Source organism: Sorangium sp. So ce836, from assembly GCF_028553905.1.
Taxonomy (GTDB): Bacteria; Myxococcota_A; Polyangia; order Polyangiales; family Polyangiaceae; genus Sorangium; species Sorangium cellulosum_D.
Genome location: NZ_CP102233.1, coordinates 1451937 through 1465499, shown reverse-complemented (window position 1 = coordinate 1465499; position 13563 = coordinate 1451937). Strand labels below are relative to the sequence as shown.

Here is a 13563-nt window from a genome sequence, read left to right as displayed (position 1 = left end):
GCGCCGAAGCTGATACGGCTAGACGGCACATGACGCAATCATGGCAGCTGGACGAGCTCGGCCGGTTCTTCGAGCTGTCCGTCGATCTGGTGGGCATCGCCGGCTTCGACGGGCACTTCAAGCGCATCGGCCAGGCCTGGGAGCGCACGCTCGGCCACTCGCGCGAAGAGCTCCTCTCCAGGCCCTTCCTCGACTTCGTCCATCCGGACGATCGAGAGCGCACCCTCGCGGAGTCGGCGCAGGCGTTCGCCGGCACCGGCAGCATCACGTTCACGAACCGTTACCGGTGCCGCGACGGCTCGTACCGATGGATCGAGTGGAACTCATCGGCCAACCAGGAGGCGCAGGTCGTCTATTTCGTCGCGCGCGACATCACGGACCGGAGGCGCGCGGAGGAGGCGTTGATCGCCGCCGAGGCCCGGTTCCGGGCGGCGACCGACGGCAGCCTGGACGTCTTCTGCGTGCTCCGGCGCGCGCCGGGCGAGCGCGGGGCGGACGGGGACTTCGAGTTCACCGAGGCCAACGCCAAGCTGCTCGAGATGTTCGCGAGGCCGCGCGAGGCCGTCATCGGCCGGTCCGTCGACGAGATCACGCCGGAGACCCGCCAGGTGGGGGTCGTGGCGCTGATGGAGCGCGCCCTCCGGACCCGCGAGCGGGTGCTCGAGGCGATTGAGTTCCCCACGCCCGACGGCGGGAGCTTCTGGATGCATTACCAGATCATCCCGCTGAGCGACGACGACGTCGCGGTCACGGCCAGGGACATCACGCCGTTCAAGCGGCTGGAGGGCGAGCTCAGGGAGGCGCTCCAGCGCCGGGAGGCCTACGCCGAGGAGCTCGGGGCGAAGAACCTGTTGCTCGCGGAGGAGAACGCCGAGCGCGAGCGCGCCGAGGCGCTCTTGCGGCAGCAGCAGGAGACGATGCTCGCCATGTCCACGCCCATCATCCAGGCGTGGGAGGGGGTCCTCGTGCTGCCGGTCATCGGGAGCGTGGATACCGCGCGGGCGGCGCAGATCATGGAGCGCCTCCTCCCCGAGATCGTGCGCACGCAGGCGCGTTATGCCGTCCTCGACCTGACCGGCGTGAGCGCCGTGGACGCCGCGACCGTGTCCCACCTGCTCGCCGTGGTGCGCGCGGCGAGCCTGCTCGGCAGCAAGTGCCTCGTCTCGGGGATCTCACCCGCGATCGCCCGGACCATGACCGAGATCGGCGGCGCCGAGGGGGCGTTCATGACCTTCGGCCTGCTCCAGAACGCCCTGCGCTACGCGCTCTCCCGTTGCCAGGGCGGCGGCGCGGGCTGACGCGGCGCGCCCGCCCGGAGCTCTGCGCAAGCGCGCTGCGCGGCCGCCGGAACCGTGCTGGGGCGCCCCGCGGGCGTGGATCTCGCTTGCTGGCCCCGTGCGTGAGTGAGATCCTCGACACACCTGCTTATCACCTAGCCTGGATGGCGCGGCCCCGCACCGGAGGTCCGGCCAGCCCACGGCGCGTTCGCCAGCCTCAACGAGGGTATCATGAAGGGAACCGGCACCTCGGCCGCAGCCATCCGGAGCATCGAGCCGTCCTCCTCGCGGCGTGGGGGCGCCCGCGCGGCAGGCGGGAGTCGCGGCCGGGCGGCGCTGCGCGCGGCCGCCGCCGGGATGGCCCTGCTCGCGCTCGCTGCGCTCGTCGCCGGATGTCCGTTGTGCAACGGCAACGACGTCGCTTGCTCGGACGGCGCCCACATCTCGGGGCCTATCGGGCTCGCCTCGGACGCGTCGGCGCACATCGAGGTCCGGGCCTGCAGGAACGGGAGCTGCGGGGAAGCGACGCTCGGCTCGGATCCGGGCGATTCGCGGAGCTCGCCGGGCCCGACAAACGCCGCGACCGCCGCCATCGACGGCGGGCGGTTCGGCTTCTCGCTCTTCGATGACGACCCGACCAACGCGCAGTGGGAGCTCTCGATCGGTTTCTCGCCGGACTTCGGCAAGGAGCTCGAGGACGGGGACGTCTATTCGATCAGCGTCATCGACGCCGACACGCAACGCGAGCTCGTGAGCTTCGAGCGCAGCATCCTCTACGGTGAATTGCAGCCCAACGGCGAGGGCCCCTTCTGCACGTCCTGCAACGTCGCGGACATCAAGCTTCCTCCGCCCGCCGCGCAGTGATCGCGAGAGCGCCGCCGGCGGCGGCGCTCCGCCGCGGGCGGGGTCAGCCGCGCTGCAGCCGGCTGACGGCGAACGCGCCGTCGCCGAGCAGCGCCTGCGCGCCGAGCCCGATCATCAGAAAGGCGACGTACTCCCAGCCGCCCCCCTGGCCGGAGAACATCCAGCCGTTCGGGAGGTGCACGAGCAGCGCGCCGGCCATCACCGGCAGGAGCGCCAGCGCGACGAGGCGCGTCCGGAGCCCGGCCAGGAGCGCGGCGCCGCCGAGCAGCTCGGCGAGGAACACCGGGTACGCCGTCCAGCCCGGGAAGCCGCTCGCCGCGAAGAACGCCACGGTGCCCGGCAGCGTGAACACGAGCGGCTTGGCGAGCGCGTGCGCCAGGAACACGGCGCCGAGCCCGAGGCGCAGCAGGAGCGCGGCCACGTCGGCCGAGCGGGGGGCGGAGAGGATCGTATCGAGTCGGTTCATGGTGGATGCCTCCATGCCCCGAGGAGTAAGCCCCGGCGCGGCGCGGCGGTAGAGCGCGCCCCGGAACGAATTGTTCTCCGGGGAGAACGATCCGCCGCTACGCCCACGAGACCCCGCGGAACGCCGCGGCCAGGTGATCGATGAGCCGGCGCACCCGCGCGGGCGGGCGCCGGCCGGCGGCGTGCACGGCGTAGATGCCCATGGGGCGCGGCGCGAAGGCGTCGAGCAGCGTGACCAGGCGCCCGGCCCGGAGATCCTCGTCGACCATGAAGCGCGGCAGCACCGCGAGGCCGATCCCGGACACGGCCGCCTCGCGGAGCGCCGTCCCGTTGCTCGCCGTGAGCGGGCCCGAGACGGGCACGGAGATGCGCCCCGAGGCGCCGTAGAAGCGCCACTCGTCCTCGACGCGCAGGTGGACGTAGCGCAGGCAGTCGTGGCGCAGGAGATCCCCCGGCTGCTCGGGCCGCCCGCGCCGCTCGAGGTAGCCGGGCGCGCCGACCACGTGCAGCGCGGTCGTGGCGAGCTTCTGCGCGACGAGGCTCGAGTCCTTGAGCTTCGTGATCCGGATGGCCAGGTCCACGCGCTCCTCCACCAGGTCGACCAGCCGGTCGTTCAGCGCGAGCTCGACGTGCGCCCCCGGGCTCGCCCGCAGGAACCGCGCGAGCGGCTCCGCCAGGTACATCTGCGCGAAGGTGACCGGCGCGTTGAGCCGGATGCGGCCGCGGTCGGCGTCGGACGCGCCGCGCACCGCCGCCGCGGCCTCCTCGAGCACGCGCGCGCAGCGGGCGTAGAGGTTCATGCCGGCGTCCGTGACGGTGAGCTTGCGCGTGGTGCGCACGAGCAGCCGCTCGCCGAGGCGCTCCTCCAGGCGCGCGACCCGGGTGCTCACCATCGACTTCGACACCCCGAGCTCGGCCGCCGCGGCGGTGAAGGAGCGGCGCTCCACGACGCGGGCGAAGCACAGCATGGCGGGCAGATCGTCGAAGAGCGGGTCGAGCATGCGCCCACGGTGCCCGGCGGGGCGGATTGTTCGCAAGGGAGAACGAGGTCCGCGGCCGCGAGGGTCTTGCCGGCTCCCGCTTGCCTTCGTCCCTCCCCCTCGGTAGCGTCGGCCCTGGGTAGAATTCTGTGGCGGCCCCGATCGTCGTCGACATCGCGTCGGGCCCTGCCGTGCACGGCGAGCTGCCGGCGCTCCTCATCGAGGCGTGCTCCCGCGCCGCCGGGGGCGGCGGGTGCGCGCTCGGCGATCCGAAGCGCACCGGCACCCCGGTCCGGGCGCTCGCCGTCGTGTGGCTGGAGGGGCCGGACCACCGCCGCCTGCGGGTCGACGTCGCCTCGGTCGGCGCCGCCGGAGGCACGCTGTCGTCGCGTGAGATCGAGTTCCGCGAGGAGGATCCGCTGCCGGACCGCTACCGCACCGCGGGGCTCCTGGTCGCGGCCCTTTCGTCGGAGCGCGCCGGCGCCCCGGTCGCCGGCGCCCCGGTCGACGCCGCCTCGGCCGACGCCGAGCAGGCCGCGGAGGCGCCGCCGCCGCGCCCGCTGGGCTGGTTCATCGGCGCCGGCGGGCTCGCCGGCAACGGGCTCGAGGGCGGCCCCGCCAGCGCCGGCGGCTGGGCCATGGCCCTGGCGCTCGACCGGCGCTCGGGCTTCTTCGGGACGCTGTCGGCGTCCTATGCCACGACCCTGCGCGAGCCGGCCCCGGGGCTGTCCGTCCAGTGGCTCGGGCTGGGGGTCGGCGGCGGCATCGCCGCGCCCGTCGCGCCGCTCGACGTGCTCGTGCGCGCGAGGATCCTGGCCGCGGCCGAGTGGGTGATCGCCTCCCCGAGCGATCCGAAGAAGCCGGAGGAGACAGGGCACGGGTGGACCTTCGGGACGCGCACGGCGATCGACCTCGCGTGGCCCGCCGAGGGCAGCGTGGCCCTCCTCGGCAGCGCCGAGGCCTTCGTGCGGATCCATCAGACCGACCTCCGCGTGCACCCGAAGCCCAAGGCGACGCTGCCGAGCGGCGGCCTCACGGGGATGCTGGGGGTGCAGCTGCGCCTGCGCTAGTGAGCGCCGCGCGTCAGAAGTACCGCCAGAAACACCGTGATCGCGGCGGCGCCGCGCAGACATCACGCCGCGTCAGCTCTCCGTGTCCACCGACCCCACGCCTCCCACGCCACAGGTGACCGGCGCGATCACCTTTCCGGGGTTGAGGATGCCGTCCGGGTCGAAGGCACCTTTGATGCGGTGGTGCAGCGCGAGCGACGCCGCGCCGAGCTGGCGCGTGAGGAGGCCGCGTTTGAGGGTGCCGACGCCGTGCTCGCCGGTGATCGTGCCGCCCAGATCGAGCGCCTGCGTCATCACCTCGTTGAAGGCCGCGACCGCGCGCGCCTCGGCCGCGGCGTCGTTTCGATCGAACACGACCAGCGGGTGAAGGTTGCCGTCGCCCGCGTGCGCCACCGTCGCGACGGTGGTCTGGTTTGCGGCGACGATCGCCTCGATTCGACGGAACATCTCCGGCAGCTGCGGCAGCGGCACGGAAACGTCGTCGACGAGCACCGTGCCGAGCTGCTCGAGCGCCGTGAGCGCGAGGCGGCGCGCGGTGAGCAACATCTGCCCCTCGCCCTCGTCCTCGGTGGTGGCGATCACCGTCCCGCCGGCCGCCTCGCAGGCCGCCTGCATGCAGGAGAGCTCGGCGGCCCCGGGGGCGTCGCTCTGCGCGATCAGCATCGCGGCGGCCTCGGTGTCGAGGTCGAGCGGGCGGAAGCGCTCGACGGCGCGGATGGCCGCGCGGTCCATGATCTCGAGCATCGACGCATCGACCGACCGGACGATCGCCGCGACCGCCCGCCCAGAGGCCTCCAGCGACCCGAACGTCGCGACGAGCGTGGTCGCCGGCGGGCGCCGCCGCCGCAGGCGCAGCGTGATCTCGGTGATCAGCGCGAGGGTGCCCTCGGAGCCGACCAGGAGGCGCGTCAGATCATAGCCGGCGACGTCCTTGCGGCTCCGGCCGCCGGTGCGCAGCGCCGTCCCGTCCGCGAGGACCGCCTCGAGGCCGAGCACGTAGTCGGACGTGACACCGTATTTCACGCAGCACAGTCCGCCGGCGTTGGTGGCGACATTGCCGCCGATCGTCGAGATGGCGTAGCTCGACGGGTCGGGCGGATACCACAGCTCCCGTTCATGCGCCGCGGCCTTGAGCTCGCCGTTGAGCACCCCCGGCTGGACGACGGCGACCATGGCCGCCTCGTCGATCGCGAGGATCCGGTTCATGCGCTCGAAGCTCACCACCACGCAGCCGTCGATGGCGGTCGCCCCGCCCGCCACCCCGGTCCCGGCGCCGCGCGGCACCAGGGCGATACGGTGCTTGGTCGCCCACCGCGCCAGCGCCTGCACGTCGGCGGTCGAGGACGGCCGCGCCACGGCGAGCGGCCAGCCGCCCGGCGCCCAGAGGGCCTTATCGTGGCGATACCCCTCGATGACGTCCCGATCCGTGACGAGGCCATCGCGCAGCATGAGGGCGAGCTCGCCGAGCGGGCTCATGTGCCGTAGAACTCCGAGAGGTGCGCCCTGAGGAGCGTCGCGGCCGACTTCGCGTTACCGCGCTCGATCGCGCGCAAGAGCGCCCGGTGCTCCTCGACCACCCGCGGGCGGATCGCCGCGAAGGAGCGCGCCCGCAGCGCCTCTTCGAGGTGGAGCCGGATGCTGTCCTTGACCGCGACCATCACGAGGGAGAGCGCCTGGTTGCCAGAGGCCGCGACCAGCGCGGCGTGGAACGCGATATCGACGTCGTAGAAATCGGTGGGCGAGATATCCTCCCGCTCCATCTCCTCGATCGCGGCGCGCGCCTCATCGAGGTGAGCGGCGACAGGCGCGGCCGCCGACCGGGTCATCGCGGCGGTCTCCAGCGCGACGCGAAGCTCGATGAGGTCCGGGAGCGACACACTCCGGAGCTGGACCACGTGGGTGAGCGCCTCACAGAAGCGGTCGACCGCCGCGTCAGGGCTCGCCGCCTGCATCGGCGAGGTCCGGCCGCGCGACGCGAGGAGCCCCTGCGCCTGGAGATGGCGGAGCGCCTCGCGGATCGTCGCGCGGCTGACCCCGAACTGCTGAGCGAGCTCGCGCTCGGGCGGCAGGCGCTCGCCTGACGAGAGCGAGCGATTGAGGATCGCGTCGCGGATTTGGTCGGCGACGTCGACGTAAATCGCCGAACGGGACACGGTCCGGAATCGTGGCACGTTGGTCATGTTGTCCTTTGGTCAGACCAACGTACTTTCGGCATTCGGCGCAGTCAAGGCAGATCTGGAATCCCTGCCGGCCAGCTCGAGCAGCGCCAGGAAGATGGCGCCCGGGGGCCTCCATCTTCCTGGCGCTGCTCACCGGGTCCTGAAGCTCTCTGCCCGACCTGCGGACGCGCGGCGTACCGCGTCCAGAGCCGCTGCCGACGCACCCCGGCCGATCTGCCCTGCCAGGGTGTACCGGCGCGCCTGCACCTGCTGTCCGGCGCTTCCGATGCGAGCCGCTCGACGAACGGGCAGCTCCGCGGAGGCGCGTTCGCGGGTCGGCGCACGCCTACTTCGCCGCTGCCCCTGCGGCCTCCTGCGCCTTACGGTAGGCGGCCATCGACGTCTTCGTCGCCTGGAGGATCTGCGAATACGCCGCGTCGCTCCCCGCTGACTGGCACGTCTGCGCGTCGGCCCCGAACAGCGTGTCCTTCATCATTCGGCGGGGCCTCGACTTCGCCTGGGCGACGAAGTTCAGCCCTTTCTCTCGCCAGAGGGCGCAATCCTCTGCCCCGAGGTCTTGGCACATCCGTGCGTCCAGATCCTCACAGACGTTGCACCCCATCGCCAGGGCACCAACAACACACAACATCAGAACGTTCATCTTCGATTGCATGAAATGCCTCACGATCCGCACCTGGGTATCGTGCCGCGGAGGGTAACCCAGGTCCGCCTGGCGGCTCAGTTCGGGTCGATCGACGTGATCGGTGCACTAGCAGCTCGCGACCGTTTTACTGCAATACCAGGTCGAAGCGCAAGCGCTCTTCATCACAACCGTCGTGAAAAATCAGGTTGGTCCCTTCGGCGGGTGTCGCCGATCCGCCTAGCGGGTGAACGCAGCGGCCGGTTTCGCTGTTTTGCAGGCTCCCACCGGACGTCACGTCGAAAGAGAGGCGTGCTTCGGGCGCGCAGGAGGGGTTGAGGATCAGGGCAACGCCGTTGTAGGCGGTGCCTTGATTCGGGTGAATACAAAGTCCGCTCGGGACATGCTTCAGCAGGCCGCTGGCCAGAACCCTGAACGAAGAGGCGAGCGTGCTGCAGCTGCTCGACAGCACCAGCGGCGTGTCGTTGTCCGGCTTCGTAGCGCCGCCTTCCGGGACAAAGCATTTGCCGCTGGTGTGCTGCACGATCTTGTACTCGTCCACCGCCGGGCTCAACGCGTAATCTCTCGGCGTGATTTGGGCGAACGCGCGTGGGCCGAAGCCGCGGTAGGTGTCATCGGAGGCGATGACGGTCCCCAACCAGTAGTCGCGGTACCAGTGCAACCACGAACGGCCACCAATACCGGAGCTGGCGTAACGATTCGGCGCAGATCCTCCGTCCAGCAGCCCTTCGGGAAGCGGGATCCCCAGCTCTTCGAAAAACCCATCGAGGCCGTGTATGGGTTCATGGATGAACACCTCCGCAGGCTCGCTGTTGACGGTGGACAGCCAGTCCGAGGCGACCGTATTCTTCCCGTTCACCGTCGTCCACATGGTGTAGTTCGATTCGTAGCTGCTCCCCGGGCCCCACCCCCAGCCCCCCGGCTTGCTGTTGCCGGGCGTGAAGAACACTTGCACGGTGTCGTACTGGCCGCGGGGCACGAAGCTCTGCACGTCTTGCTGAAGGTGGATGGCCGCCGGCAAATAATTATCATTGCCCGAGCCCGACAACGACGTGATGGGATCGTTGGACACGACGCTGGAGCCATGCCATGCGACACGGCCGTCAGTGATCAGATCCATCCAATAAGCCACCCGATCTTCGAAGGCGAACTGCACCGCGTCGACGACGCTGGTCGACAGCGAACCTTGCGTGACACCAGGGACGTCGGTATAGGGCTTGACGAGGAGGAGCCCATGAAAATCGAACTCTACGCTCGCGAGGCGCTCACCGAAGCCGACAGGCTCCAGGTACCAGCGTGCGCTGTCGTTGCAGGTCCCCAGGGTGGGCTGTGCGCCGCCGTTGGGGATGGCGCAGCTGTTCCCGTTCGAGCGCAAGCGATACAGGGCAGGGCGCTCCACCGTGCGGGCGCGCAAGGTCTCCACGGTCCACTCCGCCGCGCTGCCGCTGCAGCCGCCGAGCACCGTCGTGCCGCTCGACGCGACCAAGCACTGGCCGGTCTCCTCGTGAAAAAACTGATACTTGCTCGCGCCGACGCCGACCAAGCGCCAGTGTTGATGGTCATCGCCCGAGTAATCGGCGCCGACCAGCTGCCCGGTGATGGCATTGCGGCTCAACGTGCCACGGTCGGCGCGGGACATCAGTCGCCAGAGTCCAATTTCAAACTCATCGTCGCCGGCGTTCGTCGGCTCGACGCGCAGGCTATGCACATCGAACTCCGCGGTGCCTTGCGTGTCCCGCAGCTCTACCGTGTTGTTCCCGGCCTGCAGCGTCACCGGGAACGGGCCGAGCTCCTTCCCGGTCGGGCGCGGGCTCTCTGTGGCGGTGGACGTGATGACGGCGATCTGGCTGCCGTTCAACCAGAGGCTCATCGCTCTGGTCTGCGACAGCACGGCGATCTTCACATAGAGGTCCGCGTTGCCGCCGGCGCCGCCCGCTACGCTCCAGGCGAATCCGGTGTTGTCATTGAGGTCGACACCCCAGCTTTCATTCGTGCAGTTCGCGCCGCCCGTGCACCCGCTCACGCCGGGCCCACCGCTGGACGAGCTCGCAGGATAGACGGCCGCGTGCGCCGAGCCCGCCGCTCCGAGGAATAGAATCGATGCAATCGCTGTCGAGGTGTATGGAAGATGCTTCAAGCTCATATACAAGTACCCTTCTAGACAAACAGGAATGAGATGCGCGAGCGCGACGCCGCCAGCGACGTCAAGGAATAAAACAAATGATTTAAACGAATGTTTAGCATGAACGCACGCGCTGTCAAGGTCCGGCGTCGACGACGGCGCGAGGCGGCTGCTCTAGCACGGCGGAGGCATGAAGCGAGAGGAGCCGGCCGACGTCCGCGAGCGGAGCATCACCTCCTGCATGGAGGTCATTGAACGCGGGAAAGTTGACGATGTATCAGCAGCTCATCCATGCATCGCGGGGGCCGCTTTCGCTCCACGGCCTGCGGGCTTGAGCCGATTGGAGTCCGCGCGTCCAGGCGTCGAGCGAAAGGCGCAGCCGGCCGGCGCCGAACGCCGCCGGTTCGAGCGCGGGGATCCGGGGCGTGGCCACGGGCCTGCTCGGCCGCCCGATGTCAGGCTCCTCGGAACGGTGAGCCCAGCGTCACCCGCGCACCCCGCGGCAGGTAGGGGTCGCTTGTGGCGGGCGGGACCAGGGCGGCCGCGGCGGGCGTCGGAAAAGCGCCGCGGCTCAGCCTGCTTTCGGGCGGACCGGCTACTGCATGAGCATGGGAACCGCCGAGCCACGACCCGCTGACCGCCGGCTCAGGCTCGTCTCCGCTCAGACCGACGGGCAGCCCGCGCCCGCGCCCGCCAGCGACGAGGAGCTCCTGCGCGCCTTCCACCGGGGCGAACGAGGGATCGGCCTGCGCCTGTACGAGCACCTGCTCCCCGTGGTCGACCGGACCCTGTACCGGATCCTGGGGTGCCGCGAGCAGGACCACGCCGACCTCGTGCAGGGCGCGTTCGAGCAGATCGTAAGCACGCTCGCGAAGCGCCGCTTCGCGGGGGAGTGCAGCCTGGCGGGCTGGGCGTCCGTCATCGCCTGCCACGTCGGGCTGAGCGCGCTGCGCGCCCGCCGCCGCGAGCGCAAGGTCATCGATCGCGCGCCGGGGCCCCCGGAGGGCGGCGCCGCGCCCGAGCCGCCCGCGCAGAGCGCCGACCCCGAGCGGGCGGTGAGCGCGCAGCGCGACCTCGAGGCGCTGCGCCGGCACCTCGCGGCGATGGACGGCGACCGCGCGACCGCGCTGCTGCTCCACGCCATGGGCTATTCCATCAATGAAGTCGCTAACTTGACCGGCGTCTCCGAGGCCGCGGCCCAGTCGCGGCTGTCGCGGGGGCGGCGGGAGCTGAAAGCGCGCTGCGAGCCCGACGCGGCGGCGCGACGCGACGCCGATCGGCCCGAGGAGCCACGATGAAGCAGGACGACGTTGACGCCACCCCGGAGGACCGCGCCGATGCGCCCGGCGTGGAGGCCTCGCTGCGGGCGCTGGTCGAGCAGCCGGTGCCGCCGCTGCCCAGGGCCCAGGCGCGGTACCTCCAGCAGCGGATCGCCGGCCGCATCGACCAGCTCGCCGCCGAGGGGGTGGAGCGGCGCGGCCGCTTCGCCCGGCGGAAGCGGGCCGCCCTCGCCGCGGCGGCGCTGGCGGCCGCCCTGGCGGTGTCGGTCGCCGGCGTCCTGATCGGGGTCCGGGCGCGGGACGCCTCGCCCACGGCGGCGCAGGTGACGGCGCTCCAGGGCTCGGTCGAGATCGCGGCCGGGGACGCGACGCGCTCGCCGCCGTCGCTCGCCCTCGTGCCGCTCACGAGCGACGAGGAGCTGCGGACCGGCGAGGGGGCGCGGGCGAAGGCGTCGCTCGCGACGGGCGCGACCGTCGAGGTCGGGCCGTCGACGCGCGTGCGGTTCGCGCCGGTGGGGACCGCGCGCGACCGCCTCGGCGACGTCGTCACCCTCGATCAGGGCAGGATCGCCGTCGAGGTGCCGCCGCTGCCGGCGGGCGTGACCCTGTCGGTGCGGACCCTGGACGCCGTGGTCACGGTCCACGGGACGCGCTTCTCCGTCGAGCGGAAGCCCGGCGCGGCGGGGGAGCCGGCCGAGACGCGCGTGTCGGTCACGGAGGGTCGGGTCGCCGTGCACAGCGACGCGGTCGAGCGCTCCCTGAGGCCCGGCGAGACGTGGTCGTCCCGCGACGAGGAGCGCGGGGCGGACCGGCCCGCCGAGGGGCGGCCGGGCGACGCGCCGGCGCCGCCGCGCGGGCAGGAGCAGGACAGCGCAACCGGCGAGGGCGGCGAGGGCGGCCGGGCCGGCGAGGGCGGCAAGGGGGAGCCGCGCCCGCCGCGCGACGCGCGCGAGGCGCCGGCGCGGGGCTCGCTCACGGCCGAGAACGCGCTGCTCCAGAGCGCGATGGCGGCGCGGAGGGGCGGGCAGCCGGGCCGGGCGATCGAGCGGCTCGACCGCCTCCTCGGCCGCTACCCGGACTCGCCGCTCGCCGAGATCGCCCGCGTGGAGCGCCTGCGCGCGATCGAGATGCTCGGCGACAAGGAACGGACGGCGGCGGAGGCGCGCCGGTACCTCAGGGACTACCCGCAGGGCTTCGGGCGCGAGGAGGCCACGTCCGTCTCGCGCGCCAGCGGCGCTCGCCCGTGAGCGCCCGCGCGCGGCGCCGTGTCGATTTCTGACGAACCCCTGCCTGCTCTCGGCGCCTCCGGCGACTTCTACTTCATTCGAGGCGCTCACCGCGCCGGCGAGCGGGTTCGCCGGCGGCGGCAGAGGTCGTGCTTGCTTTCGAGCTGGGAGGATCCCGATGCGTTCGTTCGCGTTGAAAGGGTGGTTGTGTGGTGGGCTGTTGTCTCTCGCGATCGTCGGCCCGGCCTGTACCGTGCTGGGGACGGGAGACGCCGGCAGCAACGTGGTCTCCGGCGGGGACGACTGCGCCCCGTCGGACGAGGGAGGGAGCGCGCCCGCGCCGAGCTTCCCGGGGTCCGGCACGTCGGGCGCCGGCGCCCCGATCAGCGCCGATCTCGATCCGCTGTCGTGCGGAGCGAGCGGCCGGGGCATCCCGGTGGACGGGACCGCCCAAGTCGACTGCTATTACACGAACAGCAACCCGACGACGCCGATGGCCTTCGTCGAGCGGGTCGTCGAGATCGCCGAGAGCGAGGAGCTCGTGCACGTGCGGCTGACGCTCAACCCCGCGTTCGTCGACAACACCTACGGCGAGACGGCCATCGGCTGGGGCGGCGAAGAGCAGCCCGAGCAGCAGCCCGCGCCCGGGCCCGGCGGCGGGCCGAAGCCGAAGGGGCACAAGGGGCACACGTTCAAGGATCTCGTGGGCAGCGACAAGGCCCAGTTCCAGATGACGGACGGGAGGGGAGAGCTCGTGCTCGACTTCTTCGTCGACTACATCTCGGCCGACGAGACGGAGCCGTCGGGCTATGGATCGCTGGGCGTGCTCGGCGGAGAGGGCAAGATGCTCCTCGGAGACGCGGGGGCCGTCGTCGCGGCGACCACCTCGCTCGACCGCGATCTCAACGCGTGCGGGTACGGCGGGTACGTCGTCGACTCCCCGGAGACGGACGAGAGCTATGCCCCGAATCCGCAGGCACCGGGCTGGGATTACCGGGTCGTGTACGACGTGTGGGTGAGCGCCTCGGCGTTCGGCGCGGCGGGCTTCGGCGACGCGACCATCAGCTATGTGCACGCGTCGCCGAGCAAGTACCCGTCGGACACGCTCACCGTGACGCCGGGGCCGTGCCCGCCGACGACGTGCGAGGGCGAGGATCCGCCCGCCGGCGACGGCGGCGGCGATCCTGGCGAGGAGCCGGGCGGGGATGTGGAGTGCAAGAAGTCGGGTGGGGAGTGCAAGGCCAACTCGGACTGCTGCTCGGACAGCGACGCGTGCTTGACCGGCGTGTGCCAGCCGTTCGAGGTGCCCCGGTAGCGCGGCGCTCCCCGGCGCCGGGGCGGCCGTCCGCCCCGGGCCGGGCCGCCCAGCTCAGACCGGGGCCGGGCGGTCCAGCGCGGCGTTGAAGACGGTCGCGGGCCCCCGCCGCCCGTCCGCGATCCGGATCGCCGAGCTGCTCGG

General features: G+C 71.8%; 12 protein-coding genes. 6 read left to right on the top strand and 6 right to left on the bottom strand.

Translation table 11 applies throughout. The features are described from left to right. The first annotated feature begins 29 nt into the window (after positions 1-29). Positions 30-1298: a PAS domain S-box protein gene (locus tag NQZ70_RS05485; RefSeq protein WP_129573273.1), complete on the top strand. Its 1269-nt coding sequence runs from the start codon at positions 30-32 to the stop codon at positions 1296-1298. Positions 1299-1508: 210 nt separating this feature from the next. Further along, positions 1509-2141 (top strand): hypothetical protein, encoded by a 633-nt coding sequence (locus NQZ70_RS05480; RefSeq protein ID WP_129573272.1) that lies wholly within the window; start codon positions 1509-1511, stop codon positions 2139-2141. A 43-nt stretch (positions 2142-2184) separates the two neighbouring features. On the opposite strand, the gene NQZ70_RS05475 is transcribed toward NQZ70_RS05480, so the two are convergent. Together NQZ70_RS05475 and NQZ70_RS05470 are read right to left on the bottom strand one after the other, a co-directional pair. After that, the gene (locus NQZ70_RS05475; RefSeq protein WP_129573271.1) at positions 2185-2607 is read right to left on the bottom strand and encodes a DoxX family protein; all 423 of its coding nucleotides are present in this window, start codon (positions 2605-2607) and stop codon (positions 2185-2187) included. Positions 2608-2704: 97 nt separating this feature from the next. Continuing rightward, positions 2705-3607, bottom strand: coding sequence for a LysR family transcriptional regulator (locus NQZ70_RS05470; protein WP_129573270.1), 903 nt, complete (start codon positions 3605-3607; stop codon positions 2705-2707). Positions 3608-3735: 128 nt separating this feature from the next. On the opposite strand from NQZ70_RS05470, the gene NQZ70_RS05465 reads away from it, so the two are divergent. Beyond that, positions 3736-4656 (top strand): hypothetical protein, encoded by a 921-nt coding sequence (locus NQZ70_RS05465; RefSeq protein ID WP_129573269.1) that lies wholly within the window; start codon positions 3736-3738, stop codon positions 4654-4656. Between the two features lie 72 nt (positions 4657-4728). Here the strand turns inward: NQZ70_RS05465 and NQZ70_RS05460 are convergent, their stop codons facing one another. From NQZ70_RS05460 to NQZ70_RS05445, 4 genes are all read right to left on the bottom strand, one after another. Continuing rightward, complete coding sequence (locus NQZ70_RS05460) at positions 4729-6132, bottom strand: FAD-binding oxidoreductase (protein WP_129573268.1); 1404 nt, start codon at positions 6130-6132, stop codon at positions 4729-4731. Beyond that, complete coding sequence (locus tag NQZ70_RS05455; RefSeq protein WP_269467633.1) at positions 6129-6809, bottom strand: FadR/GntR family transcriptional regulator; 681 nt, start codon at positions 6807-6809, stop codon at positions 6129-6131. The genes NQZ70_RS05460 and NQZ70_RS05455 overlap by 4 nt, the downstream gene beginning before the upstream one ends. A 352-nt stretch (positions 6810-7161) precedes the next feature. Then, positions 7162-7401: a hypothetical protein gene (locus tag NQZ70_RS05450; RefSeq protein WP_207217753.1), complete on the bottom strand. Its 240-nt coding sequence runs from the start codon at positions 7399-7401 to the stop codon at positions 7162-7164. A 202-nt stretch (positions 7402-7603) separates the two neighbouring features. Further along, positions 7604-9619: a hypothetical protein gene (locus NQZ70_RS05445; protein ID WP_129573265.1), complete on the bottom strand. Its 2016-nt coding sequence runs from the start codon at positions 9617-9619 to the stop codon at positions 7604-7606. 581 nt (positions 9620-10200) lie between these two features. Here NQZ70_RS05445 and NQZ70_RS05440 point away from each other — a divergent pair. The 3 genes from NQZ70_RS05440 (at position 10201) to NQZ70_RS05430 (ending at position 13419) form a co-directional block, all read left to right on the top strand. Next, entirely contained in the window at positions 10201-10896 is a 696-nt protein-coding gene (locus NQZ70_RS05440; protein WP_237245062.1) for an RNA polymerase sigma factor, read from the top strand. Beyond that, on the top strand, positions 10893-12125 hold the full coding sequence (locus NQZ70_RS05435; protein ID WP_272827867.1) for a FecR domain-containing protein: 1233 nt from the start codon (positions 10893-10895) through the stop codon (positions 12123-12125). Before NQZ70_RS05440 ends, NQZ70_RS05435 begins: the two co-directional genes overlap by 4 nt. Before the next feature lie 157 nt (positions 12126-12282). Next, a complete protein-coding gene (locus NQZ70_RS05430) occupies positions 12283-13419 on the top strand; it encodes a hypothetical protein (RefSeq protein ID WP_237245059.1) in 1137 nt (378 codons plus the stop codon). Positions 13420-13563: the final 144 nt, after the last annotated feature.

Bases quoted from the DNA above. Each gene is read 5' to 3' on its own strand.
- NQZ70_RS05485 (WP_129573273.1), top strand. From the start codon at position 30: ATGACGCAATCATGGCAGCTGGACGAGCTCGGCCGGTTCTTCGAGCTG.
- NQZ70_RS05480 (WP_129573272.1), top strand. From the start codon at position 1,509: ATGAAGGGAACCGGCACCTCGGCCGCAGCCATCCGGAGCATCGAGCCG.
- NQZ70_RS05475 (WP_129573271.1), bottom strand. From the start codon at position 2,607: ATGAACCGACTCGATACGATCCTCTCCGCCCCCCGCTCGGCCGACGTG.
- NQZ70_RS05470 (WP_129573270.1), bottom strand. From the start codon at position 3,607: ATGCTCGACCCGCTCTTCGACGATCTGCCCGCCATGCTGTGCTTCGCC.
- NQZ70_RS05460 (WP_129573268.1), bottom strand. From the start codon at position 6,132: ATGAGCCCGCTCGGCGAGCTCGCCCTCATGCTGCGCGATGGCCTCGTC.
- NQZ70_RS05450 (WP_207217753.1), bottom strand. From the start codon at position 7,401: ATGTGCCAAGACCTCGGGGCAGAGGATTGCGCCCTCTGGCGAGAGAAA.
- NQZ70_RS05445 (WP_129573265.1), bottom strand. From the start codon at position 9,619: ATGAGCTTGAAGCATCTTCCATACACCTCGACAGCGATTGCATCGATT.
- NQZ70_RS05440 (WP_237245062.1), top strand. From the start codon at position 10,201: ATGAGCATGGGAACCGCCGAGCCACGACCCGCTGACCGCCGGCTCAGG.
- NQZ70_RS05435 (WP_272827867.1), top strand. From the start codon at position 10,893: ATGAAGCAGGACGACGTTGACGCCACCCCGGAGGACCGCGCCGATGCG.
- NQZ70_RS05430 (WP_237245059.1), top strand. From the start codon at position 12,283: ATGCGTTCGTTCGCGTTGAAAGGGTGGTTGTGTGGTGGGCTGTTGTCT.